The 24,555-nt window shown below is 62.3% G+C and carries 27 protein-coding genes and 1 tRNA gene; 22 read left to right on the top strand and 6 right to left on the bottom strand.

The window, feature by feature from the left end; translation table 11 throughout:
* The first annotated feature begins 51 nt into the window (after positions 1-51).
* The 4 genes from ASD07_RS30645 to ASD07_RS04090 all read left to right on the top strand — a co-directional run bounded on the left by ASD07_RS30645 (position 52) and on the right by ASD07_RS04090 (position 2,044).
* Positions 52-405, top strand: coding sequence for a hypothetical protein (locus ASD07_RS30645; RefSeq protein WP_156397860.1), 354 nt, complete (start codon positions 52-54; stop codon positions 403-405).
* A gap of 15 nt (positions 406-420) precedes the next feature.
* The gene (locus ASD07_RS04080) at positions 421-804 is read left to right on the top strand and encodes a hypothetical protein (protein WP_055925700.1); all 384 of its coding nucleotides are present in this window, start codon (positions 421-423) and stop codon (positions 802-804) included.
* Positions 805-889: 85 nt separating this feature from the next.
* Positions 890-1,228 carry a hypothetical protein gene (locus tag ASD07_RS04085; protein WP_156397861.1) on the top strand — a complete coding sequence of 113 codons (339 nt, stop codon included), beginning with the start codon at positions 890-892 and terminating at the stop codon, positions 1,226-1,228.
* Between the two features lie 150 nt (positions 1,229-1,378).
* The gene (locus tag ASD07_RS04090; protein WP_156397862.1) at positions 1,379-2,044 is read left to right on the top strand and encodes a hypothetical protein; all 666 of its coding nucleotides are present in this window, start codon (positions 1,379-1,381) and stop codon (positions 2,042-2,044) included.
* A 180-nt stretch (positions 2,045-2,224) separates the two neighbouring features.
* On the opposite strand, the gene ASD07_RS04095 is transcribed toward ASD07_RS04090, so the two are convergent.
* The 3 genes from ASD07_RS04095 to ASD07_RS04105 are packed head-to-tail and all read right to left on the bottom strand — an operon-like array spanning position 2,225 to position 4,166.
* Positions 2,225-2,962: a UDP-2,3-diacylglucosamine diphosphatase gene (locus ASD07_RS04095; RefSeq protein WP_055925706.1), complete on the bottom strand. Its 738-nt coding sequence runs from the start codon at positions 2,960-2,962 to the stop codon at positions 2,225-2,227.
* Positions 2,963-3,454: a peptidylprolyl isomerase gene (locus tag ASD07_RS04100; RefSeq protein ID WP_055925711.1), complete on the bottom strand. Its 492-nt coding sequence runs from the start codon at positions 3,452-3,454 to the stop codon at positions 2,963-2,965.
* Between the two features lie 31 nt (positions 3,455-3,485).
* Positions 3,486-4,166, bottom strand: coding sequence for a peptidylprolyl isomerase (locus tag ASD07_RS04105; protein ID WP_082507117.1), 681 nt, complete (start codon positions 4,164-4,166; stop codon positions 3,486-3,488).
* A gap of 183 nt (positions 4,167-4,349) precedes the next feature.
* Between ASD07_RS04105 and cysS the strand changes: the two genes are divergently transcribed.
* The 18 genes from cysS to ASD07_RS04195 all read left to right on the top strand — a co-directional run bounded on the left by cysS (position 4,350) and on the right by ASD07_RS04195 (position 20,189).
* Positions 4,350-5,795 carry a cysteine--tRNA ligase gene (cysS, locus tag ASD07_RS04110; protein ID WP_055925713.1) on the top strand — a complete coding sequence of 482 codons (1,446 nt, stop codon included), beginning with the start codon at positions 4,350-4,352 and terminating at the stop codon, positions 5,793-5,795.
* On the top strand, positions 5,795-6,442 hold the full coding sequence (locus ASD07_RS04115; protein WP_055925716.1) for a DNA-3-methyladenine glycosylase: 648 nt from the start codon (positions 5,795-5,797) through the stop codon (positions 6,440-6,442). The genes cysS and ASD07_RS04115 overlap by 1 nt, the downstream gene beginning before the upstream one ends.
* A 66-nt stretch (positions 6,443-6,508) precedes the next feature.
* Positions 6,509-7,483, top strand: coding sequence for an acetyl-CoA carboxylase carboxyltransferase subunit alpha (locus ASD07_RS04120; RefSeq protein WP_055925719.1), 975 nt, complete (start codon positions 6,509-6,511; stop codon positions 7,481-7,483).
* A 56-nt stretch (positions 7,484-7,539) separates the two neighbouring features.
* Entirely contained in the window at positions 7,540-8,862 is a 1,323-nt protein-coding gene (gene tilS, locus ASD07_RS04125) for a tRNA lysidine(34) synthetase TilS (RefSeq protein ID WP_055925722.1), read from the top strand.
* A gap of 136 nt (positions 8,863-8,998) precedes the next feature.
* Complete coding sequence (locus ASD07_RS04130; RefSeq protein WP_055925725.1) at positions 8,999-10,246, top strand: aspartate kinase; 1,248 nt, start codon at positions 8,999-9,001, stop codon at positions 10,244-10,246.
* 91 nt (positions 10,247-10,337) lie between these two features.
* Positions 10,338-10,430 (top strand) — tRNA-Ser (locus tag ASD07_RS04135).
* 68 nt (positions 10,431-10,498) lie between these two features.
* The gene (locus ASD07_RS04140) at positions 10,499-11,005 is read left to right on the top strand and encodes a hypothetical protein (protein WP_055925727.1); all 507 of its coding nucleotides are present in this window, start codon (positions 10,499-10,501) and stop codon (positions 11,003-11,005) included.
* A 139-nt stretch (positions 11,006-11,144) separates the two neighbouring features.
* Entirely contained in the window at positions 11,145-11,591 is a 447-nt protein-coding gene (gene gspG, locus ASD07_RS04145) for a type II secretion system major pseudopilin GspG (protein WP_055925730.1), read from the top strand.
* A 15-nt stretch (positions 11,592-11,606) separates the two neighbouring features.
* Complete coding sequence (locus ASD07_RS04150; protein WP_082507118.1) at positions 11,607-12,800, top strand: type II secretion system F family protein; 1,194 nt, start codon at positions 11,607-11,609, stop codon at positions 12,798-12,800.
* A gap of 89 nt (positions 12,801-12,889) precedes the next feature.
* Positions 12,890-14,527 carry a GspE/PulE family protein gene (locus ASD07_RS04155; protein WP_200953758.1) on the top strand — a complete coding sequence of 546 codons (1,638 nt, stop codon included), beginning with the start codon at positions 12,890-12,892 and terminating at the stop codon, positions 14,525-14,527.
* Positions 14,508-15,293, top strand: a complete 786-nt coding sequence (locus ASD07_RS04160; protein ID WP_156397863.1) for a hypothetical protein — start codon at positions 14,508-14,510, stop codon at positions 15,291-15,293. The genes ASD07_RS04155 and ASD07_RS04160 overlap by 20 nt, the downstream gene beginning before the upstream one ends.
* Position 15,294: 1 nt before the next feature.
* Positions 15,295-15,816 carry a PilN domain-containing protein gene (locus tag ASD07_RS04165; protein ID WP_055925738.1) on the top strand — a complete coding sequence of 174 codons (522 nt, stop codon included), beginning with the start codon at positions 15,295-15,297 and terminating at the stop codon, positions 15,814-15,816.
* On the top strand, positions 15,813-16,361 hold the full coding sequence (locus tag ASD07_RS04170; protein WP_055925741.1) for a hypothetical protein: 549 nt from the start codon (positions 15,813-15,815) through the stop codon (positions 16,359-16,361). The genes ASD07_RS04165 and ASD07_RS04170 overlap by 4 nt, the downstream gene beginning before the upstream one ends.
* A 24-nt stretch (positions 16,362-16,385) precedes the next feature.
* Positions 16,386-16,928, top strand: a complete 543-nt coding sequence (locus tag ASD07_RS04175; protein WP_055925744.1) for a hypothetical protein — start codon at positions 16,386-16,388, stop codon at positions 16,926-16,928.
* On the top strand, positions 16,925-18,793 hold the full coding sequence (locus ASD07_RS04180) for a secretin N-terminal domain-containing protein (RefSeq protein ID WP_055925748.1): 1,869 nt from the start codon (positions 16,925-16,927) through the stop codon (positions 18,791-18,793). The genes ASD07_RS04175 and ASD07_RS04180 overlap by 4 nt, the downstream gene beginning before the upstream one ends.
* Positions 18,790-19,266, top strand: a complete 477-nt coding sequence (locus tag ASD07_RS04185) for a type II secretion system protein (RefSeq protein WP_055925750.1) — start codon at positions 18,790-18,792, stop codon at positions 19,264-19,266. Before ASD07_RS04180 ends, ASD07_RS04185 begins: the two co-directional genes overlap by 4 nt.
* Complete coding sequence (locus ASD07_RS04190; protein WP_082507119.1) at positions 19,256-19,681, top strand: type II secretion system protein; 426 nt, start codon at positions 19,256-19,258, stop codon at positions 19,679-19,681. The genes ASD07_RS04185 and ASD07_RS04190 overlap by 11 nt, the downstream gene beginning before the upstream one ends.
* Entirely contained in the window at positions 19,668-20,189 is a 522-nt protein-coding gene (locus ASD07_RS04195; RefSeq protein ID WP_057246863.1) for a type II secretion system protein, read from the top strand. Before ASD07_RS04190 ends, ASD07_RS04195 begins: the two co-directional genes overlap by 14 nt.
* Here the strand turns inward: ASD07_RS04195 and ASD07_RS30650 are convergent.
* From ASD07_RS30650 to ASD07_RS04210, 3 genes are all read right to left on the bottom strand, one after another.
* On the bottom strand, positions 20,107-20,664 hold the full coding sequence (locus tag ASD07_RS30650) for a hypothetical protein (protein WP_156397864.1): 558 nt from the start codon (positions 20,662-20,664) through the stop codon (positions 20,107-20,109). The two genes, ASD07_RS04195 and ASD07_RS30650, sit on opposite strands and share 83 nt — an antisense overlap.
* A gap of 84 nt (positions 20,665-20,748) precedes the next feature.
* Entirely contained in the window at positions 20,749-22,662 is a 1,914-nt protein-coding gene (locus ASD07_RS04205; protein ID WP_055925763.1) for a M12 family metallopeptidase, read from the bottom strand.
* Between the two features lie 30 nt (positions 22,663-22,692).
* Entirely contained in the window at positions 22,693-24,543 is a 1,851-nt protein-coding gene (locus tag ASD07_RS04210; RefSeq protein WP_055925766.1) for a M4 family metallopeptidase, read from the bottom strand.
* Positions 24,544-24,555 lie beyond the last annotated feature (12 nt).

Raw genomic sequence — 24,555 nt, forward strand, 5'->3', positions numbered from 1 at the left:
AACAGGGGATTGGGCGGTGCTAACATCGCGTGATTGACCTTGGAGTTAGCAATGATTGAACAAAGATTTTCGGCGGAAGCATTTGCGAAAGCCGGCGTTGGAACGCCGGAGGCTAGAGAGCTTTCCAAGCAATTAAGGACTGCCATTCTCGAACACCTTGAACCTGCGCTTGCTGCATCGATGCGATCTGTCATTGATCATCTTAATTCGATGGGGCATAAGCTGGCGCCGTATGGACCACAGTTAGTTGGAGACAAGCATTATCGTGAGCTGAGCCGGGATGGGCCTGATGGCTACAGATTTTTGGTCGGGCTGGATGCGGTCGTAAGCGTCGGCTACCCGCATACCACTGACGCCGGAGACCCTTTGGGTGTCGTATCCGATGATGAAGGTTCAGTTCAATGAAAGGACGGAAATTTGATGAGGTGGTGGAAAACGCTGCTCCTTACTACTGCCACCATTTTTGTAGTGGCTTGCAGTCATCAGGATGAGATTACGCCGCGCGGCTATGTACTCATGATCGATGGGGGATTGCAGCAGCAACGTAAAGCAATTGCCAAGGCATTGTTAGGCGACAAAAAGGTAGCGATTGCCGGCCCTTTGGTATGGGCTGATGACGGGACCAAGACGAATGCAGTACCCGACTATGGATGGATCACCGCCACTGGCGCCATCATCGTTCAGAGCGAAAAGTATGGTGTGCTCTTGATTGAGGAGCCGACCATTATAGAGGGCAAGGTGGCCTGGAGTTGCGTCGTGTATCCCGCAGAGGCAAAGCCGAAGTTATGCGGTTTCGAAAGGTAAGCCATCAGGGGATGAATGTCGTCGCGTCACGAAGTGATGAAGCCAGGGTTGGCAATGAATTCAGTGAGATAGTGGAGGGCCAAGGATGGGCGCAAAAACGTGGTTGTTGATGTATGCCGATGGTGATCCGATCGACCGGCTGCGCTCACGGCTGAAGCTGGACCGCGAGGCCAGTGCTGCGCTGGTGTCGCGCCTCTTCGAAGCGCCGTTCTGGTCGGGTGAGCGGCCAGTGGGTGATCCTGGGGATAATTCCAGCAATTACCCGCTTTCGTTCCATCCGTTGGAAATGGGAGAGGCTGCGCTTGAAAACTTGTTCGGCTACCAGTTGGAAGGTAACCTCGACTCGGAGTCATTGGACCCGGACTCGGTCCCACTCATGGCTTTCACAGCCGTGAAGAAGCCATGGTGGAAAAGACTGGCATAGAACTTCAAATGCAAGAGGGGTGGGGCGTCGTTGCCGCAATCGATTCTGGCGCCATGGATCGTTGCACTTTGCCGGTCCTTGTTACGTGATGCGATACTCCGTGTTACTTGCCCGCCTGGATATGCCCGCTAGACTGTCGTGAAGTGTCGAATGAACTCGGTGCGCCGGAATCAGGTTCCGGACATCGCAATCTCATGGGCAGGAGGCATCATGCCGCGCGAAAGCATCAGCAGGTATAACGGGACTTGGGGAATTTGCGGTTTCACCTCTGCCTTGAGCCACCTGTACACCACGGACGTCCGCTTGCAGAACCAGATTGACACGAAAACACCGCGCACCATCCAGCTGGGGTTGTTGGTCGAGGTGCTGACGTTCCTGAAATACGTGCGCGCGTTCTGGGCTGACTTGATCCCGGGACTCGAAGTGTTGAACAAGGAACTCAAATCGCCTCTGATGCATCTTGGCGTTGAAGGATATATCCAGATGGCTGACTTGGCCGTGCGTAGCAAGCGCTTAATTGGAGAGAGCAATGATTTCCAATGCGCGTTGACGCCGGAAGCGTTGACCCTGTATGTGCAGGAAATATGCGGTATACCAACGGCAACCCTCACCAGCGATGCCGATCCGGGCGGGCAAGGCCTCCTGGGGATCATGAGCAGCCAGAACAAATTGGTGCATTGGGTCTATCGTGACGGTGGAGGGAATGTGTATAACTGGGGGAAGGTGATGTCCTCCGTCGAATGGCCTATCGATGACGATTGTGGATTGCAGGTGGAAGGACTCCACCATGTGGGATGCCACGTCTCGCTGGTCTGAGCGCGTGGGCGTCTAGATTCGGTGCCAAGATTCGGTGCCAGGTCTGTCATTTGGACACGCGCCAACGCCCTTTGATCTTTCTCAATACGCAAATCTGCCATCTTTCGCGTATTGAGAAAGATCAAATGTTTGCGCTAGCTGTCCGAATGACAGACCTGGCACCGACTTTTGGCCGCGAGTTTAGATTGCGGTGCCGTCGAGCGCGTGGCGGGTGATGGCGCCGTTGTCGGCGATGCTGATCCAGCCGCCGCGTGGGGGCGTGGATTCTGGTTCCCAGTCCGGCAGCACGTAGCGGTGGGTGCCGGCGACTTCGTGCAGGGCGGGGCGGTGGGTGTGGCCGTGGATCATGATCGTGGTGCCGGTTTGGGCGAACACGTCGGCGATCGCTTCGGGCGTTACATCCATGATTTCGTAGGACTTCTCGGCGTGACCTTGCTTGCTCTGCTCGCGCAGGCCGGCAATGATCTGCTTGCGCTGGGCGAGCGGCATGGACAGGAATTGCTGCTGCCACGCGGGCTGGCGCACTTGCGCGCGGAACGCCATGTATTTCATGTCTTGGGTACATTGGGCGTCGCCGTGCACCAGCACGATGCGCTGGCCGTAGACGTCGATCACCCAGGTTTCGGGCAGCAGGGTCAGGCCCGCTGCGGCGGCGAAGGCTTCGCCGACCAGGAAGTCGCGGTTGCCCGCGATCCAGAACAGCTGTACGCCCGCGTCGCTGACGCGGCGCAGGGCGGACACAATCTGCTGGTGGAAGGGTTCCGGCAGGTCATCATCGCCCGCCCAATATTCGAAGATATCGCCCAGCAGGTAGAGCTGCTTTGCACCCAGCGCATGTTCGTCGAGGAAGCGCAGGAACGCTTCCGTCAGTACCGGCCGCGCCGGTTGCAAATGCAGGTCTGATACGAAGAGAATCAATTACGCTGCTTCGATCTTTTCGATGATGATGTCTTCCGCTGGCACGTCGGAGAACATGCCGGAACGGGTGGTCTTCACGCCCTTGATCGCGTCAACCACTTCGGTGCCTTGGGTGACTTTGCCGAACACTGCGTAGCCCCAGCCGTCCTGGCCTGGGTAGTCCAGGAAGGAGTTGTTCTTCACGTTGATGAAGAACTGTGCGGATGCGGAGTGCGGTGCCGAGGTACGTGCCATGGCCAGGGTGTATGGCTCGTTTTTCAGGCCGTTCTTGGCTTCGTTTTCCACGGTCTGGTCAGCTGGCTTCTGCTTCATGCCTGGCTCGAAACCGCCGCCTTGGATCATGAAACCGTCGATCACGCGGTGGAAGATGGTGTTGTTGTAGTGGCCGGCCTTCATGTAGGTCAGGAAGTTCTCGACGGTCTTCGGTGCCTTTTCAGCGTCCAGCTCGGCAACGATGGTGCCTTTGTTGGTGGTGATGGTGATGGTGGTCATCTTATTGTCCTTTGGTGTTTCTAAAAAAGCGTTATTTTACAGGCTCCTGCTGCGGAACAGGAGTGGGCTCCTGGACCGGGGCAGGTTCTTGGGCTGGTGCAGGTTCGACAACTGGCGGCGGGGCCGGTGGAGCTGGCGGGACGATGCGGTTTTTCAGGACGGTGGCCGATTTGATCACGACCGGGCGAACCGGGATGTTCTGGAAACCTGGCTTGTCATCCACCAGCAGCACTTTGATCTTGTCGACGGTCTCTTTGCCCTGGATGACTTTACCGAAGACGGCATAGCCGTGGCCTTTCATGTTCGGGTAGTCCAGGCCGATATTGTCGACCACGTTGATGAACCATTGCGAATTGGCGGAATTCGGCGAATCGTGGCGCGCCATCGAGATGGTGTAGGCGAGGTTGGACAGGCCGTTCTTTTCTTCGCTCTTGATGTCGGGGCGCAGCGGTTGTTTTGACTTCAGGTCGGCCGTATAGCCGCCGCCCTGTACCATGAAGCCGTTGATCACACGGTGGAAAATGGTGTCTTTGTAGAAGCCGCTCTTTACATAGGCGAGGAAGTTGGCGCTCGAGATCGGGGCCTTTTCCTGGTCCAGTTCGACGATGATTTCGCCAAGGTTGGTCTTGATCGACACTTGCGGGTTGTCGGCAGCTGCCGCGGCGCTGCCAATCAGCAGGCCGGCCAGCAGGGCAATCCATTTCTTCTGCATTCTTGTTTCCTTTATAAGAACTGCGACTCGCGTGCGCGAATTTTTCAATGCTATACTTCGCCAGACGTTCCATTCTAACAAAGTAGAACTATAACAAAGGGACCAAACATCCCCCTGGTACACACCGAGCACCGGTGCGACGCCCCAGGCGTTCGCGCCAGTGACCCGTTTACTTCGAGTCCGATGAGCAATTTAAAGATCTTCAACACGCTGGCACGCGAAAAGCAGTCGTTCAAACCCATTGATGCGGGCAAGGTCCGGATGTATGTCTGTGGCATGACCGTTTACGACTACTGCCACGTGGGCCATGGCCGCATGCTGATGGCGTTTGATGTCATCTATCGCTGGCTGAAGGCGTCGGGCTACGACGTGCGCTATGCGCGCAATATCACGGACATCGATGACAAGATCATCAAGCGCGCGGTCGAGAATGGCGAAACCATTGGACAGCTGACCGGTCGCTTCATCAAATACATGGATGAGGATTGCGAGGCGCTGGGCATCCTGGATCCGACCGATGTGCCGAAGGCAACCCAATACGTGCCGCAGATGCTGGGCATTATCGAGAAGCTGGAAGCCAAAGACCTGGCTTACAAGGCTGCTGATGGCGACGTTAACTATGCCGTGCGCCAGTTTGAAGGCTATGGCAAGCTGTCGGGCAAGTCGCTGGACGACCTGCGCGCCGGTGAGCGCGTGGACGTTAACACCGGCAAGCGCGATCCGCTGGACTTCGTGCTGTGGAAGGCTGCCAAGGAATCCGAACCGGAAGAAGTGAAGTGGGATTCCAAGTGGGGCAAGGGTCGTCCGGGCTGGCACATCGAGTGCTCGGCGATGTCGTGCTCCTTGCTGGGCGAGACTTTCGACATCCATGGTGGTGGCGCTGACCTGCAGTTCCCGCACCACGAGAACGAAATCGCGCAGTCGGAAGGTGCTTCCGGCAAGACGCTGGCCAACTACTGGGTCCATAACGGCTTCGTGCGCGTGGACGGCGAGAAGATGTCCAAATCGCTGGGCAATTTCTTCACCATCCGCGAAGTGCTGAAGATGTTTGACGCGGAAGTTGTGCGCTTCTTCATCCTGCGCGCCCACTACCGCAGCCCGCTGAACTATTCGGACGTGCACCTGGATGACGCGCGCGGTGCGCTGACCCGCTTGTACACCGCGCTGGATGGCGTGGAAGGCGACGGCCAGCCGCTGGACTGGAACGAAGACAATGCCAAGCGCTTCGCCGAAGCGATGGACGATGACTTCAACACTCCGATCGCGGTGTCGGTGCTGTTCGACCTGGCTTCGGAAGTGAACAAGACCAAGTCGCCCGCCGCCGTGCGCCAGATGAAAGGTCTGGCTGCTGTCCTGGGCCTCCTCGAGCGTGTCCCTCGTGAGTTCCTCCGTGCTGTCCGCCCGACCTATGTGCTGAAAGCGGAAGCCGGTAAATTCGAGATTACGGGCGGGGAAGCGACGATTACGCATTGGACTGAAGACGCAATCGAAGCCGCCATCGCCAGCCGCGCCGCTGCAAAGAAGTCGCGAGACTTCGCCACTGCCGACAAGGTGCGTGCCGACCTGCTGGCAGCCGGCATCGTCCTCGAAGACAAGCCTGACGGCACCACGAACTGGCGCCGCGCGTAATGGTTCTATCCAGGGAAAACGGGGATCAGGCCCCGGTGCCGCCGTATTGGGAGGAAGCCAAGGCAGAGCTCATGAAGCGCGATCGCATCATGAACCGCCTGATTCCCCAATTCGGTGACCTGCACCTGGTCGGCCATGACGATCCGTTTATTACCCTGGCGCGCGCCATCGTCAACCAGCAGGTCACGACCCAGGTCGCCAATGCGGCGTGGGCCAAGCTGCTGGAGACCTGTCCCAAATTCACCCCGGCAGCCGTTCAAAAAGTCGGCGCCGCAGCGCTGGCGGGCTGCGGCCTGTCCAAGCGCAAGGCCGAATACATCCTGGATCTGGCCGACCATTTCAAGAATAAGAAGGTCCACGCCGCCCAATGGGCGCAGATGGATGACGAAGCCGTCATTTCCGAACTGGTTCAGATTCGCGGTATTACACGCTGGACAGCGGAGATGTTTTTGATATTTAATTTGCTCCGACCCAACGTGCTGCCGCTTGATGACAGCCGGCTGATCAGTGGGATCAGCCAGAACTATTTTTCCGGGGAGCCCGTGTCGCGCAGCGATGCGCGCGAGGTTTCGGCGAATTGGGAACCCTTCCGTACGGTCGCCACATGGTATTTATGGCGTAGCCTTGATCCGGTTCCGGTAAAATAGCGCAAATTCTCACCGGCAACCGTTATTGGCAATGTTGTCGGGGAAGCAAAAAACCTTGGAGGTACAATGATTAAAACGACTTTCCTCAATTTTGAGCAACCGATCGCGGAACTGGATTCCAAGATTGAAGAGCTGCGTTTCGTACAAGACGATTCGGCCGTCGACATTTCCGAAGAAATCGACCGCCTGGCCAAGAAGAGCCAACAGCTGACCAAAGATATTTACGCCAAGCTGACTCCTTGGCAGGTTTCCCAGATCGCCCGCCACCCGCAACGTCCATACACCATGGACTACGTGAACGAAATCTTCACCGACTTCCACGAACTGCACGGCGACCGCACTTATGCGGATGACCAGTCCATCATTGGCGGTTTTGCCCGTTTTAATGGCCAGCCTTGCATGGTCATCGGTCACCAGAAGGGCCGCGATACCAAAGAGCGCGCCATGCGCAACTTCGGCATGCCGAAGCCGGAAGGCTACCGCAAGGCCATGCGCCTGATGAAGCTGGCGGAAAAGTTCAACCTGCCTATCTTCACCTTCGTTGATACTCCTGGCGCATTCCCTGGCATCGACGCGGAAGAGCGCGGCCAGTCGGAAGCGATCGGCCATAACCTGTATGTGATGGCGGAACTGAAAGTGCCGCTGATCGCGACCATCATCGGCGAAGGCGGCTCCGGCGGCGCGCTGGCGATTGCAGTCGGCGATACCGTGCTGATGCTGCAGTACGCGACTTATTCGGTGATTTCGCCTGAGGGTTGCGCTTCGATCCTGTGGAAGACTTCCGAGCGCGCGTCCGATGCCGCTGAAGCGCTGGGCCTGACCGCGCACCGCCTGAAGGCGATTGGCCTGGTCGACAAGATCATCACCGAGCCGCTGGGTGGCGCACACCGCGATCCGAAGGAAATGGCCAAGATGCTGAAACGCGCGCTGGCGGATTCGCTGCGCCAGTTCCAGGGCGTCAAGACCAAGGACCTGCTGACTGCTCGCCATGAGAAGTTGATGAGCTACGGTAAGTTCAAAGAGACCACTGCTTCCGAATAAAACCGGCAAAGCGGTGTCTGACCCGCAGGGTCAGGCACCGGTTTACCGGTTTCAGTATGCGCACCCAGCAAATCCTCCAGCAATCCCTCGCCGACCTCCCGCCAGGCCCCATCGCCATCGCTTACAGCGGAGGCCTGGACAGCAGCGCCCTGTTGCACCTTGCCGCCGCGAGCGACCGAAAAGTCTACGCTTTCCACATCCACCACGGCTTGAGCCCCAACGCCGACGCCTGGGAAGCCCACGCGCGTGCCGAATGTGAACGCCTGGACATCACCTTCGCCAGCCGCCGCGTCACCCTCGACGACCGCAGCGAAGCCTCAGCCCGCAAAGCCCGCTATGCAGCATTAGGCGCGTTATGCACCGAGCATGGCGTGCACCTGCTGCTCACCGCCCACCACCTGGACGACCAGGCTGAAACCATCCTGCTGCAGCTGCTGCGCGGTTCCGGTGTTGCCGGCCTGTCCGGCATGGACGCCTCCAACCGCGCCGCCGGCCTGCTCGGCACCAGCGCAGTGCTGCTGGCCCGCCCGCTATTGCAGGTCAGCCGCGCGCAGCTGGAAGACTACGTGCGCGAGCACGCCATCAGCCACATCGAAGACGAGTCGAACGCAGACCTGCGCTACGCCCGCAATGCGCTGCGCCACGAGATCATGCCCAAGCTGGCGCAAGCCTATCCGGGCTACCAGGAGCGCTTTGCCCGCAGTGCGCGCCACGCCCAGGCAGCCCAGCGCCTGCTGACCGAGCAGGCGGCCGACGACCTGCACGCTTGCCTGGCCGGTGAAGACAGCCTGGATATGGCGCGCGTACGCATGCTCAGCGCCGACCGCATCTCCAACCTGCTGCGCCACTGGTTCGCCGAGCGCGGCATCCGCCTGCCGTCTACCAACTGGCTGGCCGAGATGCAGGAGCAGGCCCTGACCGCGCGCGACGACGCCAACCTCAAGGTTGTCCATCCCGACTGCGAAGTGCGCCGTCACCGCGACCGCCTTTACCTGGTTCCGCGCCGCGCCGAGGCTGACGCCGAGCAGCGCGAAGCCTTCCGCTGGAACGGGGAGGGCAGTATCGACTTCCCTGAATTTGGCGGTACGCTGCATTTCGAGCTGGCCCCGGTCGGCCTCGACCCGGACTGGCTGCGCCAGCAGATGCTCACGATCGAGCTGCGCAAAGGCGGCGAAAAGCTCAAGCCTGCCCGCAATCGCCCCACCCGCACCCTCAAACAGCACTACCAAACCCTCGGCATCCCGGCCTGGGAGCGCGAGCACCTGCCGATGGTATCGATCCCCGGCGATATCCTGTATGCCGCCGGTATCGGCATGGATTGCCGCAAACTGAGCTCCAGTCCAGAGCATCGTTTGGTATTTCGCTGGGAAACCAAATAATTTTTGCCGACATCTGTCTAGACATATGAACTTATGCCAATTAGGTATGAGTGTATGAGCTTTTTGACTTGAGATTTTGCAACGCAGCATGTAGAGTAAAGGGCTCCCTTTATCACATCAATGCGGAAAAATCAGCATGGCTTTAATCGTTCACAAGTACGGCGGCACGTCGATGGGCTCGACGGAACGCATCAAGAACGTCGCGCGTCGCGTCGCCAAATGGCACGACGCGGGACACCAGGTGGTCGTAGTACCGTCGGCAATGTCCGGCGAAACCAACCGCCTGATTGCCCTGGCCAAGGAAATCCAGAACCCGCCCGACCCACGTGAACTGGACATGCTTGCCTCCACCGGCGAGCAAGTGTCCGTGGCCCTGCTGTCGATGGCGCTGCAAGCGATCGGCAAGGACGCCATTTCCTACACCGGCTGGCAAGTAGCGATTAAAACCGACTCCGCCTTCACCAAAGCCCGCATCCAGTCGATCGACGACGACCGCGTGCGCGAAGACCTGGAGAAGGGCCGCATTGTGATCATTACCGGTTTCCAGGGCGTTGACGAGAACGACAACATCGCCACCCTGGGCCGCGGCGGTTCCGATACTTCGGCCGTGGCGATTGCCGCCGCGCTGAAGGCGGCCGAATGCCTGATTTATACCGACGTCGATGGCGTCTACACCACCGACCCGCGCGTGGTTTCCGAAGCGCGCCGCCTGAAAGCGATCACGTTTGAAGAGATGCTGGAACTGGCTTCGCTGGGTTCCAAAGTCCTGCAAACCCGCTCGGTGGAATTCGCCGGCAACTACCGCGTACCGACCCGCGTGCTGTCCTCGCTGACCGATCCGCTGATGGATCTGGCGGAAGAAGCCAGCTCGGGCACCCTGATTTCGTTTGAGGAAGACCAAAACATGGAACAAGCAGTCATCTCCGGCATCGCCTTCAACCGCGACGAAGCCAAAATCACCGTGCTGGGCGTGCCAGACCGTCCAGGTATCGCTTACCACATCCTGGGCCCGGTGGCCGAAGCCAATGTCGAAGTCGACATGATCATCCAGAACCAGGCTGTCGACGGCAAGACCGACTTCACCTTCACCGTGTCGCGCAACGACTACCAGAAGGCGATGGATGTGCTGCACAACGAAAAAGGCGAAATCGGCCACCACACCCTGGTGGGCGACGCTAAAGTGTCCAAGATCTCCGTGGTCGGCGTGGGCATGCGTTCGCACGTTGGCGTGGCTTCCCAGATGTTCAAGACCCTGGCGGAAGAGGGCATCAACATCATGATGATCTCCACCTCCGAGATCAAGATTTCCGTCCTGATCGACGAGAAGTACATGGAGTTGGCCGTGCGTGCGCTGCACAAAGCGTTCGAGTTGGAAAAAGAGTAAATATTTCCAAAAAAACTGCAGTATTTACCTTGACCAAAGCGGTCTCGGTCTTTAATATTGCGGTCGCGTTGACGCAGTAACATATCAACGAGGAGACGTGGCCGAGTGGCCGAAGGCACCTCCCTGCTAAGGAGGCATACGGGCAAAACCTGTATCGTGGGTTCGAATCCCACCGTCTCCGCCAGATTCAAGCGAAAAGCCCCGAGGAAACTCGGGGCTTTTTGTTTTCTTACTCAACAACAAGGAATCGATATGAAGTTGATCTCCGCAGTCTTGCTTGCCGCCTCGCTTTTGACTAATGCCCAGGCAGGCAACCCGAACCCGGATGCCAAACAGGTCGCGGCAACGCACGACCTTCTGCAGGAGATGCAAGCCGAAAAGATGATGCGTATGACCGCCGGCATGAGCCACTATGCATCCGAAGCTGAGCGCAAGAAGGTGATGGATAAGGTGATCGCAACGCCGTCGGAAACCATCTACACGGGGCTGGCAACGCCTGTGGCCCGCCTCCTCAGCCCGGAGACCGTGAGCGAGATGACGCGCTTCTACCAGTCCAGCTACGGCAAGAAGGTGCTCGACAACATCTACAACAGCGGCGCGCAGCTCTATCCCACCGTGCCCAAGGCGACGCCCGCCGAGCAGGCCGAGTTGAAGAAGCCCGCCTACATCAAGGCCGATCGCGAATTCAAGGCGAACGACCAGGCGATCCACCATGAAGTCTTCGTGCTGCTGAAGCAAATCATCAACCCGAAGAAGTAGTACAGTCTTTGCGGGATTCTTTAGGGCTGCTGAACTAAGCGTTTAGCGTGCCTCGCTTGTTGCCGAATTCCTGAAATGCTCCAATGGGCACCCGTCGCTGCTTGCGGCGGGTTGTTGCCACCCATTTGCTGCTGACAGAATGAACGTAACCTTGCACCACCGGCCGGCGCGCCGGTCAAAGCGCCGTTTCCACGGCTTCACCTTGCTTGAACTGCTGATTGCACTGGTCATCATTGGCCTGCTGGTCGGCGTTATCGGTCCCAACCTGTTCAAGAACCTGGGCAAATCCGAAGTCACCACTGCGCGCGCCCAAATGGATGCCATAGCCAAGGCTGTGGAGGCGTATCGCCTTGACAACGGCCACTACCCGCGTGGCGAGCAGGGACTGGCGACGCTGAACACTGCTCCGTCGGATGAGCCGAACTGGCGCGGCCCCTATATGCGCAAGGGCGTGCCGAACGACCCCTGGGGCAATCCTTACCAATACCGCCAGCCGGGCGCCGAAGGGCGCGAGTTCGACATCATGTCGATGGGGCGCGATGGACGTCCTGGCGGCAGCGGCGACGATGCGGACCTGGTTCACTGATCCAGGCAACGCGGAATGTCCCAGCTGTATCGCTTGATCACACAGGACCCGGCCGGCCGCATGGCGAGCCTGGCGCTGGCGGCCGCCTCGGTGGAGGAGGCGCGCGCGCAGGCCGCCGCACGCGGTCTGAAAGTGCTGGGCGTGAGCGGTGCGCCTGCCAAAGCCGCGTCGTGGCAGCGCGGCCCGCGTTTCGACCTGATGCTGTTTGCACAGGAACTGGCGGCCTTGCTCGAGGCGGGACTGGCGCTGACCGAGGCGATCGAGGCGCTGGCCGAGAAGGAACTGCGGCCGCACATGAAGGCCGAGCTGGATGCCCTGCGCGATGCGCTGTACCAGGGCCATTCGCTGTCACAAGCGATGGCCGCACGCGGCGCGACCTTCCCGGACCTGCTGGTGGCCAGCGTGCGCGCCAGCGAAACCACGGGCGACCTGGATCGCGCGTTAGGGCGGTACATCAGCTACCAGGAGCAGGTGGATGCGCTGCGCAAGCGGCTGGTCAGCGCCGCCACATATCCGGCCATGCTGCTGGTGGCGGGGGGCGGCGTGTGCGCCTTCCTGCTTGGCTACCTGGTTCCCAAGTTCTCGCGCATTTACGACGGCTTGCATAGCGACCTGCCGTTTGCTTCGCGCCTGCTGCTGGATTTCGGCGGCATCATCGAACGGCACGGCAGCCTGGTGCTGGCGGCACTGGCCGGCGCGATCGTCGGCCTGGTCATGCTGCTGCGCATGCCCGCTACCCGCGCGCACCTGGGGCAGTGGGCATGGCGCAGTCCGGGCCTTGGCACCAAGCTGAAACTTTTCCAATTGGCGCGCTTCTACCGCGCGGCAGGGATGCTGCTATGCAGCGGCATTCCGCTGGTTACCTCGTGCGAACGCGTGGCGGACCTGCTGCATCCGAGCTTGCGCGCTGCTTTACTGCAGGCGGTGGGGCAGCTCAAACAGGGGCAGCCGCTGGGCGACACCATGGCTGTTGCCGGGCTTACCACGCCGGTCGCCCTGCGCCTGATCCGGGTGGGGGAGCGCAGCGGCAAGCTGGGCGAAATGCTGGAACGCGCCGCCGCCTTCCATGACGACGAACTGGCGCGCTTTGTCGAGATGGCCACCAAGCTGATCGAGCCTTTGCTGATGCTGTTCATGGGTGGCTTTATCGGCCTGATCGTGGTGCTGATGTATTTGCCGATCTTTGACCTGGCGGGAGGCATGCAATGAAAGACAGAAGGCTGGTCGGACGCAATGAGCGGATGGCCCCCCAGGTGCCGGCGCGCAAACGGCGGCTCAACCTGCTCACGCCTGCGCAGATGCAGTGCGCGCGCGACAAGGCGCAGCAGGATGGACTGGGCCTGCAGGCGGCACTGGCCACGCTGGTACGCAGCTCGCCGGATATGGTCCTGGTTGCCTTGTCCGAAACGCTGGGCATCCCGCTGCTGGCGCACCAGAAACTGCCGGAATTGAATCCCGATTTTTCGCGCCTGCCGTTCACGGAAGCGCTGACGCGGCTTTGCCTGCCGATCCTGCACAAGGGCATGCTGTTCGCTATCGTTGCCGATCCGCTGCAACCAGGCTTGATGCATTGGCTGGAACAGAAGCTTGACGGCAGCTACCAGCTGGCGCTGTGCGACTACGAGGCGCTGAAGCAGCGCTTCGCGCAACTGGAGGAGGGCCAGCGCGCCATCGATGGCGTGCACTCGCAGGGCGAAAGCAAGAAGCGCGGCGAGGTGGTCGAGGTCATCACGCTGGAGCGCATCGATGCGGAGAACAGCGCCCCGGTCAAGCTGGTGAACTCCATGCTGTATGACGCCTTGAAAAGCGGCGCCAGCGACATACACATCGAGTGCGAACCGGAAGGCCTGCGCATCAAGTACCGGATCGACGGCGTGCTGCACGGCGCCAACCGGGTGGCCGGCAGCGAGCTGGCGCTGCAGGCGGTGTCGCGCCTGAAAGTGATGAGCGAGCTGGATATCGCAGAAAGGCGCGTGCCGCAGGACGGGCGTTTCAGAGCCGTTATCCTGGGGCGCGAAGTCGACTTTCGCGTCTCGGTAATTCCGTCCATCCATGGCGAAGACGCGGTGCTGCGGGTGCTGGACAAGCAGGCCGTCGCAGGCCAGATGGATGGCTTGACGCTGGAGAGCTTGGGACTGGATGCTGTCACGCGCGCGCGCATCAGCTCCCTGGCGGCAGAACCATACGGCATGCTGCTGGTGACCGGGCCGACCGGTTCCGGCAAGACCACCACACTGTATGCGGCCCTGACCGAAGTCAATACCGGCGACGACAAGATCATCACCATCGAGGACCCGGTGGAGTACGAATTGCCAGGTGTGCTGCAGATTCCGGTCAACGACAAGAAAGGCCTGACCTTTGCGCGCGGCCTGCGCTCGATCCTGCGCCACGATCCAGACAAGGTGATGGTGGGAGAGATCCGCGATCCGGAGACAGCGCAGATTGCCGTGCAGGCTTCGCTGACCGGCCACCTGGTGCTGTCGACCGTGCACGCCAACTCTGTGTTCGACGTGATCAGCCGCTTCCTGCATATGGAGGTCGATCCATACAGCCTGGTGTCGGCCTTGAACGGTATCGTCGGCCAGCGCCTGGTGCGGCGTAACTGCCCGCGGTGTTCACAGGCTTACCGTCCGTCGCCGGAGCTGATCATCCATTCGCGGGTGCAGCCGGCGGCGCTCAAGTATTTCAAGTTCATGCGCGGCAGCGGCTGCCCGCACTGCCGCAACACCGGCTATGCCGGCCGTATCGCCATCGCCGAAGTGCTGGAGCTGAACGACAGCCTGCGCGAACTGATCGTCAAGCAGGCGCCCATGGCCGACATCAAGGCCGCGGCGCGCGCCAATGGCACCAGGCAGCTGCGCGAAGTGGCGCTGAAAGCGGTGGCACGCGGCCAAACCACACTGGAGGAAATCAATCGTGTCACTTTTGTCCGCTGAACGCGTGCGGCTCGCCGTCGGGGCCGAGCGTATCGACTGCGTGCGCTTGCACGGCTGGCGCGGCAAGCCCGGCGAGTCGATGTCGTGCGCCCTGGCATTGCAGGACGGTGCGCCGCAGTTCGCCGAAGTGGGGGAGTGGCTGGGAAAAGCCGGCGGCCGGCTGGAAGTGGTCGTGTCGAACACGTGGGTGCGCTATGCAATCGTGCCGTGGCAGGATGCGCTGGGCAACGAAGCGCTGGCCATTGATTTCGCACGCGCCCTGTTCCAGCAGCAGTACGGCGATGCCAGCACCGGCTGGCGCGTGACGCTGACGCCTTTTTACCCGCGCCGGCCGCGCGTTGCGGTGGCGCTCGATGAACGCTGGTTTGCAGCTATCGAGGCTTTGGCCGCGCGCTGCGGCCTGCGGCTGACGGCCGTGCGGCCGTCGCTCGCCGCGGTATTGGGCCGGATCAGCCGCCAGCTGCCGCAGGATGCCTTGCTGGCCATGGTGGAGCCGCGCCGCCTGGCTATGCTGCAGCTGGCACAGGGGCAGTGGCACAGCGTGCATAACCGCATGCTGCCGGCCAACTGGGCGCTGCACCTGCCGGGATTCATCACCCAGGCGCGCGCCGCCCTCGGAGCTTTCAATACGCCGCTGTTCATCATCGCGCCGCAGCATGACCGGCCGGACTTGGGCCTGTTGCAAGGAACCTGGCTGCGTTTGCCTCCGGGTTCCCATTTCGATCCGCGCCGCGACCAGGTGCTGTCCATGTGCCTGGGAGTTTGAGATGGCCGCAGTACATCTGGATTTTGTGCGCCGCGACGGCAGCAGGGCGCTTGGCGTGGCCGTGCTGCTGGCCGGCCTGGCAGGCGCCTTGGGCGCGAGCTATGCGTACACCAGGGCCGATGCCGAACGTGCGCAGGTTGAAGGGCAGCTGTGGCGCTTGCGCGCGCCGCCGGCGCCGGTGCCGAAAGGCCTGGCGGAGTCGTTCGCCGCGGCCGATCGCCTGGCATTGCAGTTCCGCCGTCCGTGGGAGCAGTTGTTCCTGGCGCTGGAAGCCATCAGCCTGCCGGGCGTACGCCTGACGCAGATCCTGCCCCAGCCTGCGGGTGCGCACAGCCAGTTGCAGCTGTCGGGCGAGGCGGATCGGGCGGAGGACCTGTACGAGTACCTGCGCCGTCTTGCGGCCAGCGGCGAACTGCGCGACGTGCACCTGGTGCAGCAGCGCTGGGACGAGCAGTCCCGCATCAGCCAGTTCCAGCTTGCCGCAAGCTGGGAGCAGGCGCCGCGGCCAAAGGCAGCGCCATGAAGTCCTGGCTGCAATTCGGCTGGAAGCAGCTCGGGCCTGCCGGGCGCGTCGGCGCCTGGCTGCTGCTGGCTGCGGCTTTGCTGCTGGCCGGGCGCGTATTGCCGGCATGGCGCCAGGCATCGCTGCTGGCAACAGAACTCCAGGAAGCGAGCGCGAAACAACGCTCCGCCGCCCCGCCTTCCTCCGCACGGCCTTCGCTGCAGGATTTCTACCAGCACTTCCCGAAGTTCGACGTGTTGCCGGACCAGCTGGCGCAGCTGGACGCGGCCGCCGGATCGGTCCAGCTCAGGATCGGCGCTGCGCAATACCAGCTGCAGCCGGTGCCGTCGCTGGCGTTGCAGCGCTACCAGGTGGCCTTGTCCATCGGCGGCGACTACGCCAGCCTGCGCGCCTTCCTCAACATGGCGATGAATGAGGCCAGCAACGCTACGCTGGATGAGACGCGCTTCGAGCGCGACGCCAAGGGGCAGCAGGTGACGGCTCACCTGCGCATCAGTTTTTATTACCAGGCGCCGCCGCCTGCGCCGGGGAAGGGCAGGTCATAGCACGTGGACGCAAGGACGAAAAAGATGTTGCTGGCGCTGGCCGCCGTGCTGTTGCTGTCGGTATGGAGCATATGGCAGGTGCCGGATGAAGATGAAAGCCCGACGGGCGCCCAGGCCGCCACGCAGCCGGCGGCACCGGCAAGGCCCGAGGCAGGCACAGTGCTGGTGCAGGATGAAGCGCGCGCTTCCTGGCGCGGGCACCTGCGGCCACTGGCCGGAACGCCGGTGGCGGGCGACCCGTTCCGCCTGGAGAGCGGTCCCGCCGCGGCAGAGGCGGTGCTGCCAGTGCCGCGGCAGGGAGCACGTGGCAATGCCGGCGGGGCACGCCAGGCGCGCGTGGTGGAACCGGTGCCCGAGCTGCCATTCCCGTTCGCCTATCTCGGCAAGCTGGAACGCGATGGAATGCTGGATGTCTACCTCGATAGCGGCGGCACACCCATGATCGCGCGCCCCGGCCAGGACCTGCCCGGCGGCTGGCGCTTCAACGGCATCGAAGCGGGGGCGCTGGCTTTTACCCACATTTCCTCGAACCAGAAAAAGACCTTGTCCCTGAAGGTGAACCCATGAATGCCATTCCAATCCGCCTGACACTCCTGGCATGCTGCGCCTTGCTGGCCGCCTGCAGCACTTCGTCGGAACGTACCTTCGTCCACGCGCGCCAGATGCTGGCTGATGGCCGCAGCGAAGAAGCGCTCGCCAACCTGGAGCAACTGGCGCAGTCCGACGCCGCCAATGCGGAATATCGGAAGTACTGGCTGCGCCAGCGCGAGATCGCTACCGACCGCCTGCTGCGCAATGCCGCGACCCAGGCCGCCAACCAGAAATTCGACGAGGCCCAGGCCAGCTATGAAGCAGTGCTGCGCATCCAGCGTGATCATCCACGCGCCGTGCTGGGGCTGAAGACGCTGGAGCGCAGCAGGCTGCATGCAGCGCAACTGGACGATGCGGCGGCTGCGTTCCAGAAAGGCGATGCGGAACACGCCCGTTTCCTGACCAGGCAGGTGCTGCTGGAAGCGCCGCGCGATGCGCGCGCGCGCAAGCAGCTGGCGGAACTTGATGCCGCGCGCAACCGGCAGGACCTGGCGCCGGTCGCCATGTCGTCGGCCATGAACAAGCTGGTAAACCTGGAGTTCCGCAGCGCGCCGCTGCTGTCGATCTTCGACATGCTGGGACAGAGCACCGGCATCAATTTCGTGTTCGACAGCGACGTCAAGCTCGATGCCCGCGCCACCATCCTGGCCCACGACACGCCGCTGATCGATGCGCTGGGCGTCCTGCTGTCCGGCAACGGCCTGGCGCGCCGCGTCCTGAACGACAATTCGATCCTGATTTACCCGGCCACTCCGAACAAGATGAAGCGGCTGGAGGCGCTGAACGTCAAGACCTTCTATCTCAATAACATCGATGCCAAGGTGGCCAGCGGCTTGATCAAGACCATCGCGCGTACGCGCGACATCCATATCGATGAAAAAATGAACTCGGTGACGATCCGCGATACGCCGGCCGCCATCGCCGTGGCTGAGAAGCTGATCGCCGCCAACGATATCGCCGATGCGGAAGTGATGCTCGAAGTCGAGGTGATGGAGGTGGCGCGCGAAAAGATGAATGACCTGGGTTTGCAATTCCCGGACACCGTCGGCCTGGCTTTACCGCTGTCGTCCGACGGTACCCAGCTGTCGCTGAACGGGCTGAAAGGCGTGGGCCTGCGCGACATGCCGCTGCGGGTCGCCGATCCCGCCCTGGTGCTGCGCATGAAGAGTACGGACGGCGATACCAACACGCTGGCCAATCCGCGTATCCGCGTCAAGAACAAGGAGAAGGCCAAGATCCATATCGGCGATCGCGTGCCCGTGATTACCACCACCACCAACCCCGCCTCGGGCTCGATTGCCGAATCGGTCAATTATCTTGACGTCGGCCTGAAGCTGGATGTGGAGCCGCAGGTGTACGACGACAGCGAAGTGGGTATCAAGCTTAGCCTGGAAGTCAGCAACATCGTGAAGGAAGTGGCGAGCAAGACCGGCCTGCTGACCTACCAGATAGGCACGCGCACTACCAATACCGCGCTGCGCCTGAAGGATGGCGAAACGCAGATCCTGGCGGGCTTGATCAAGCGCGACGAAATCGAGTCTGCACAGCGCGTGCCGGGCCTGGGCCAGCTGCCGGTGCTGGGCCGGCTGTTCTCTTCGCAGCGCAGCCAGCATAGCAAGACCGAGATCGTACTGCTGATTACCCCGCGCGTGCTGCGCGGACGGGAACTGCCGGCAGCGGAGGTCAGCGAGTTTGCCAGCGGTACCGAGGAAGACGTTGGGGGCGACTTGCTGCGGTTGCCGAAGCGCGATGCACGCGTCGCTTTACCTCAGCAGGGCGCCGCACCGCTCGCCACGCCGGAAACGGCCGTCGCGCAACCGGTCCCTGGCGCGCAGCAATGATCCGGTACACCAGGGGCTTTACCCTGATCGAACTGCTGGTGACGCTGTCGCTGCTGGGGCTTATTGCCGGCGCCGCGATGCCGCTGACGCAGCGGCTGGCACTGCGCACGAAGGAAGCGGAGCTGCGCGACAACCTGCGCGAAATCCGTGCCGCGCTGGATGCCTACAAGCGCGCTACGGAGGAAGGCAGGATTGAAAAGAAGCTGGGCGGCAGCGGCTATCCGCCCAACCTGCAGGTGCTGGCGGCCGGCGTGCAGGACCGCACCGCGCCGGACGGCAAGCGTCTGCTGTTCCTGCGGCGGATCCCGCGCGATCCATTTTTCCCCGATCCTGGCGCGGCGCCGGAAAGCACCTGGGCGCAGCGCGCTTACGCATCGCCAACGGATGCACCGCAGGCGGGGGAGGATGTCTACGACGTGACATCCCTGAACGAGGGCCGCGGCTTGAACGGAGTGCCGTACCGTGAATGGTAACCGGGGGCGGGGATTCAGCCTGCTTGAGCTGCTGGTTGCCATGGCCATCATGGCCACGCTGCTGAGCATCATTGCGCCGCGCTATATGGGCCATATCGAGCGTGCCAGGGAATCCGTGCTGAAGGACGACCTGGCCACCTTCCGCCGCCTGATCGACCAGTACCACAGCGACCGCGGGGCCTATCCGGATTCGCTGGACGAGCTGGTGAGCCTGCGCTACCTGCGCGAGATTCCTGTCGATCCGGTCACGGACCGGCGCGACAGCTGGCTGGTGGTGGCGCCGGCGCAGATGGCGTCTGAACTGCCGCCGGCGGCCGGGCCGGTCAATGTTGAAGCGCCGCGCGGCAATGTGGCTGATGTGCGCAGCGGGGCGGCTGGTACCGGCAGCGACGGGAGGCCGTATGCGCAGTGGTAAGCGGCAGCAGGGCATGGCCTATCTATGGATGCTGGGTGTGCTGGCCGTAATGATCCTGCTGCTGGGACGTGCGGTGGAAGTCGATATCACGCAAGGCGAACGCCTGCGCGAACGGCTTTTGCTGCAGGTGGGCGGCGAATACCGGCGCGCCATCGAGAGCTATGTGCAGGCGCCAGGCGGCAACGGGCAGTATCCGCGCAAGCTGGAAGACCTGCTGCAGGACCCGCGCTTTCCCGTCGCGGTACGCCATTTGCGGCGCCTGCGGCCGGACCCGGAAACGGGCGGGGAGTGGGCCCTGCTGCGCGGACCGGACGGCGCCCTGGTCGGGGTGGCCAGCAATTCGGCGCGTGCGCCGCACAAGCGTACCGGCTTCGATACCGCCGATGCGGATTTCGAAGGCAAGCCGACGCTGGCCGAATGGCGGTTTATATACCAGGCTGGCGCGCCGGCGCCTGTCCAGCCGCTGCCGGCAACGGGAAGTCCAGCAAAATCCGCAGTGGCTTTTTGACCACCGTCTCGCTGTGGCAGATGCCGGCCACGTCGTCCAGCCGGCATTCCTCGCCGCCGCTGCGTTCCACCACAACCCTGTAGCGGGTCAGCACGGCTTCCGCCCGCAGTCGTCCTGGCTGCGCGGGCAGGAAGCGCAGCCTGCCATCCCCCCCGCCGTCCGCCTGCAGGTGTGCAGCGGCCATGCCCTGGCCTTCCGGCCAATACAGGTCGCCATAATGGAATGCCTTGGCCATGGCCGCGGCATTCGGCGCCGACAGCGGCAGGTCGCCGTCGAAGGAAAGGTAGACCTGGCGGCCATTCTCGTCGATGTACAGGGCGCGGTAATCGACCGTGCCGGCACAGTCCTGGCCCGGCGGACATTGCAGGACCAGGGATGTTGCAGATTGCCAGAGGTGCTGCGGTCCGCTCTCGGCGGCGCAGGCGGTCAGGTTAGCGGTCAGCAGGCAAGACAGGAGGGAGCATAGGTAGCGCATTTTGGAACATCCTTTTGCACACGATGTTAACGCAAAAAAGCCGGCACGGCGGGAGGGGGCCGCCGTGCCGGTTAAAGGGGACGATTACTTGACCGGCTTGATGCCCGGCTTGGCCGACAGCATCCAGTTGCTGCCGCTGGCTGCCTGGCTGACGGCTGCACCGTCGGCATCAGCGGCGTTCAGCGCCAGGCTGCCGGCACGGGTGGCCAGCTGGTAGCCGGTAGCCGAAGCCTTGGCGCAGAACTGCTGGCTTTGCGCGGCGGTTGCGGCAGCCAGTACGACTTGCGCACCGGCGTTGCCGCCCTGGGTATCGAGCGCCAGGCGCGACGCCTTGCTGACGATCGCGTAGAAGCCATCGGCATTGCGCTGCAGGTTCCACACTTGCGCGCCGCCATCGGGCCAGACCAAGCCTGGCGCGCCGGCCATGTCGGCCGCCGGTACCAGGGATTTCTGCTGGCCTGCAGTGGCAATCAGGTAGTCGCGCGTGGTGTCGAGTACCACATCGCACTTGGCGCCCGGTGTGGTGCCGCCGCCCGTGTTACCGGATTCCACCCAGTAGGACTTGACGCCGCCCCAGATGAATGGCTTCTGTTCGGTGCAGGTGCCCGGCACGCAGGACTTGCCGTTGATGAAGTAGTTGGTGACAGCCGCGCCGTTGAAGAACACCTTGAAGGTGTAGTTCTTGCCGCCCAGGGATACCACGTCGCCGCCGCGGTATTTCACGGTCAGCTCGAACGGTTTGCCCGAAGTGCCGCCACCTGGCGTTGTGCCACCGCCGCCCGGGGTGGTGCCGCCGCCTGCGCCTTTCAGTACCGTGACCTTGACGGCCGCCGTCACGTCCTTGCCTGCGCTATTGGTCGCATGCAGCACGATATTGGCCACGCCGGAAGCGCCTGCGACCGGGGTGACGGTCACCGGGCGCTGGTTGCCAACCGCAGCGCCGACCACCAAGCCGCTGTTGGCGATCAGGGCGGTATTGTCCGACTGGGCACTGAACTTCAGGCTGGCCAGGTCGCCGGCAGGCGCCGAAACGTCCATGGTCAGCTTGCCGCTCTTGTCCTGGTCGAAGGTCAGTTCCTTTGCGCTCAGGGCGATCTTCAGTTCCACGGTGCCTACTTCGCCAGGGTAGGTGGCGCGCAGGGCGGCGATGTCCAGCGGGCTCAGTTGCGTGCGCTGGCCCATGCGCTTCGGATCGACCGCAGGATCGACCGGTTCGATGGTCGGCTTGCCGTTGGCGGAGAAGGCCCACGACGGGTAGTGCATGACCGAGTCCAGGTCGTATGGACCGTTCAGTACCACCTGGTCCTGGCGCATCTTGGTGAACTGGCTCTGCATCGAGGACGAGATATTGTCGGTGTTGACTTTGACGTAGGTGTCGCGGTCCGGGCGCATATGTTCGTGCATCCAGCCCAGGGCGTGCATCGATTCGTGCGCCGCCACGCCGGACTTCTCGCAGCCGTCGCCGATCGAAATGGTCTGCTCGCCGCCCACCATGCCGGCGTACGACCAGCAGCCGCCGGAGGAGGTGTACTTCACATAGTTAGGTTCGTTGGTGCGCTTGACGAAGCGGATCGCGGTGGAATCAGTGATCAGCTTCATGCCGGCCGCGATGGCGTCCAGCTTCTTCTGGGTCAGCAGCGGATCCAGCGTGTAGTACAGCGTGTTGTTCGGCCAGCGGGTCGCAGTCTTATAGACGTTGTCCATCGCCACCAGTGCGCTCTGGTTGGCGGACTTCCTGGTCCAGTTCTCGACGAACAGCGGTGGAATGCCGCGCGCCTGGATGTCCTTGTGCTTGCCCAGCACGATGTCGCCCAGCATGGCGCGGTCGTCCACCACTTCATAGGTCAGTACCTGGTCGGTGCCCTGCACCATGGCGCTGGCAGTGACCGGGCGGCGCGCCTGCGTCAGTTCGGGGTTGTCGACCGGATCGGCAAAAGCCTGTCCCGCCAGCAGGGCCGCCGCAACCGCGCCGGCCATCAATTTCAGTTCGAATTTCATCTGTGTCTTCCTTGGTATTTTGTGCAGCGCTTAGCGGGTCACGGCGATCACGGACAGGCCGTTGACAGCGGCGCCGGCGGTGACCAGGATCGAATAGGTGCCGGCTTTGGGAGCCTTGACCAGTACGAGTTCGGCATTGCCCGAGGTGGTGGAGCTGGCGTCGAAGCTGGCAGTGGTCGGCATGGTGCTGCCGGCCTTCAGGTAGACGTTGGCTTCGCCGCTGCCGTTACCGGTACGCACGGCCAGGAAGCTGGCGCCGGCAGGAACGGTGACGGTGTATTGCAGGTTGCCGTTGGCGGCAATAGCCTGGCCGGTCAGGGCGACGCCGCTGCTCAGCGGCTTGATGCTGCCGGTGCCGCCGCCGCCCGTGGTGCCGCCTTCGCAGCTGACGCCGACCACCGTGAATGCATTGGTCACTTCGGCGTGCGGATAGCCCTTGTCCTTGGCCGCCTGCACGACGCCGCATGCGCCTTCGTTGAAGGTGCTGCCGGCTTTCCAGTACATGGAGTTCGCCAGCAGGAAGATCTCGAATGCCTTGCGCGCGGTCCAGCCAGGCGTGCTGGCGAGGGTGGCGAAGGCCTTGTTGTACACGCCGCTGGAGTAGTGCACGTTCAGCGAGGAGGTGAATTTGCTGGCGTGGCCGATCGACTTGCCGTCCTGCTCAGGATTGAGCATGTAGCGCAGCGCCTTGCCCTGGGCCTTGACGATCTCGCCGCCGATCAGGAAGGTCGGCTTGCCGAGGAAGTATTCTTCCGCTGCCTGTGCCGCCATGTCGGAGAAGGCTTCGTTCATGCCGCCCGACATGCCGCTGTAAATCAGCTTTGAATGCTGGCCGGTGAAGCCGTGGCTTACCTCGTGCGCCAGGACGCCCAGCGATACCAGCGGGTACATGCCGCTGCCGCCGTCGCCGAAGGTCATCTGGCGGCCGTCCCAGAATGCGTTCGAGTAGCTGTTGCCGTAGTGGACACGCACCGACAGCTTCTGTTCGATCGGGCGCACGCCGTACCAGTCGCGGTACATATTGAACAGCACATTGCCGTAGCCCTGGCCATCGTTCTCCGGCGAGAAGGCGCCGTTGATCGGACGCTCGTCGTTGTTCGGCATGCCGGTCGTCGGGCAGCTGGCCAGCTTGAACGGCGTGGTCACGGCGGCCGTGCCGTTCTTCATGTCGATGGTCATGACATTGGCGCTGTCGTAGCTGCAGTCGTCCATGATCTGCAGCGGCTTGTATTCCTTGCCGTAGTGGTAGGCGCCGGTCTTCTCGTTGCCGCCGATGCCGGTGGCTTCACGGTGCTGCAGGTCGTCCCACTGCTGCAGGATGGCGCCGCTGTTGGCATCGAAAATGAAGGTCGGGCGCGATGGCAGGTCGCCATGCAGGAACACGGACGCGATGTAGATGAACTGGGCGCGGCCGTTCCTGTCCATCTGCACATACAGCTGGATGTCGTCATGCTCGGCCTTGGAAACATCGCCGCCCTGGCTGCGTACCTGGGCCAGCAACAGCCGGCGCGCGTCGGCGCTGGACAGCTTTGGCTTACCTTGCGGCAGGTCGGCATCGAGGCCTTCCAGCAGGGTGCCGCTGACGAACTGGGCGCCGGCGTCGCCGAAGGCGCCCTGGCGGTCGCGCGACTGCTCTGCCACCACCGGGGACTCGCCCCACACCGGCACATTGTGGAAGAACTGTTGGTAACGCACCTTGCGCTTGCCGTCCGCAGTCATGAAGGCGGAGCTGGTCGGGCGCACATCGGCACCGGCCACGGCGTCGCGCTGCACGCCCTTGGACAGGTCAACACGGGTAGCTGCAAACGCCGGGGAAATGCTCAATACGGCAAGGGTTAGCGCCGCCAGGCGGAATTGCCGGCGGTTGAGTCTCTGTTTCATGTCTTGTCCTTG

Source organism: Duganella sp. Root336D2, assembly GCF_001425005.1.
Taxonomy (GTDB): domain Bacteria; phylum Pseudomonadota; class Gammaproteobacteria; order Burkholderiales; family Burkholderiaceae_D; genus Rugamonas.

What these genes read in the sequence shown, in the direction of transcription:
- ASD07_RS30645 (WP_156397860.1), top strand. Translation starts at nt 52, where the DNA reads ATGATTGAACAAAGATTTTCGGCGGAAGCATTTGCGAAAGCCGGCGTT.
- ASD07_RS04080 (WP_055925700.1), top strand. Translation starts at nt 421, where the DNA reads ATGAGGTGGTGGAAAACGCTGCTCCTTACTACTGCCACCATTTTTGTA.
- ASD07_RS04085 (WP_156397861.1), top strand. Translation starts at nt 890, where the DNA reads ATGGGCGCAAAAACGTGGTTGTTGATGTATGCCGATGGTGATCCGATC.
- ASD07_RS04090 (WP_156397862.1), top strand. Translation starts at nt 1,379, where the DNA reads ATGAACTCGGTGCGCCGGAATCAGGTTCCGGACATCGCAATCTCATGG.
- ASD07_RS04100 (WP_055925711.1), bottom strand. Translation starts at nt 3,454, where the DNA reads ATGACCACCATCACCATCACCACCAACAAAGGCACCATCGTTGCCGAG.
- ASD07_RS04105 (WP_082507117.1), bottom strand. Translation starts at nt 4,166, where the DNA reads ATGCAGAAGAAATGGATTGCCCTGCTGGCCGGCCTGCTGATTGGCAGC.
- cysS (WP_055925713.1), top strand. Translation starts at nt 4,350, where the DNA reads ATGAGCAATTTAAAGATCTTCAACACGCTGGCACGCGAAAAGCAGTCG.
- ASD07_RS04115 (WP_055925716.1), top strand. Translation starts at nt 5,795, where the DNA reads ATGGTTCTATCCAGGGAAAACGGGGATCAGGCCCCGGTGCCGCCGTAT.
- ASD07_RS04120 (WP_055925719.1), top strand. Translation starts at nt 6,509, where the DNA reads ATGATTAAAACGACTTTCCTCAATTTTGAGCAACCGATCGCGGAACTG.
- tilS (WP_055925722.1), top strand. Translation starts at nt 7,540, where the DNA reads ATGCGCACCCAGCAAATCCTCCAGCAATCCCTCGCCGACCTCCCGCCA.
- ASD07_RS04130 (WP_055925725.1), top strand. Translation starts at nt 8,999, where the DNA reads ATGGCTTTAATCGTTCACAAGTACGGCGGCACGTCGATGGGCTCGACG.
- ASD07_RS04140 (WP_055925727.1), top strand. Translation starts at nt 10,499, where the DNA reads ATGAAGTTGATCTCCGCAGTCTTGCTTGCCGCCTCGCTTTTGACTAAT.
- gspG (WP_055925730.1), top strand. Translation starts at nt 11,145, where the DNA reads ATGAACGTAACCTTGCACCACCGGCCGGCGCGCCGGTCAAAGCGCCGT.
- ASD07_RS04150 (WP_082507118.1), top strand. Translation starts at nt 11,607, where the DNA reads ATGTCCCAGCTGTATCGCTTGATCACACAGGACCCGGCCGGCCGCATG.
- ASD07_RS04155 (WP_200953758.1), top strand. Translation starts at nt 12,890, where the DNA reads ATGCAGTGCGCGCGCGACAAGGCGCAGCAGGATGGACTGGGCCTGCAG.
- ASD07_RS04165 (WP_055925738.1), top strand. Translation starts at nt 15,295, where the DNA reads ATGGCCGCAGTACATCTGGATTTTGTGCGCCGCGACGGCAGCAGGGCG.
- ASD07_RS04170 (WP_055925741.1), top strand. Translation starts at nt 15,813, where the DNA reads ATGAAGTCCTGGCTGCAATTCGGCTGGAAGCAGCTCGGGCCTGCCGGG.
- ASD07_RS04175 (WP_055925744.1), top strand. Translation starts at nt 16,386, where the DNA reads ATGTTGCTGGCGCTGGCCGCCGTGCTGTTGCTGTCGGTATGGAGCATA.
- ASD07_RS04180 (WP_055925748.1), top strand. Translation starts at nt 16,925, where the DNA reads ATGAATGCCATTCCAATCCGCCTGACACTCCTGGCATGCTGCGCCTTG.
- ASD07_RS04185 (WP_055925750.1), top strand. Translation starts at nt 18,790, where the DNA reads ATGATCCGGTACACCAGGGGCTTTACCCTGATCGAACTGCTGGTGACG.
- ASD07_RS04195 (WP_057246863.1), top strand. Translation starts at nt 19,668, where the DNA reads ATGCGCAGTGGTAAGCGGCAGCAGGGCATGGCCTATCTATGGATGCTG.
- ASD07_RS30650 (WP_156397864.1), bottom strand. Translation starts at nt 20,664, where the DNA reads ATGCGCTACCTATGCTCCCTCCTGTCTTGCCTGCTGACCGCTAACCTG.
- ASD07_RS04205 (WP_055925763.1), bottom strand. Translation starts at nt 22,662, where the DNA reads ATGAAATTCGAACTGAAATTGATGGCCGGCGCGGTTGCGGCGGCCCTG.
- ASD07_RS04210 (WP_055925766.1), bottom strand. Translation starts at nt 24,543, where the DNA reads ATGAAACAGAGACTCAACCGCCGGCAATTCCGCCTGGCGGCGCTAACC.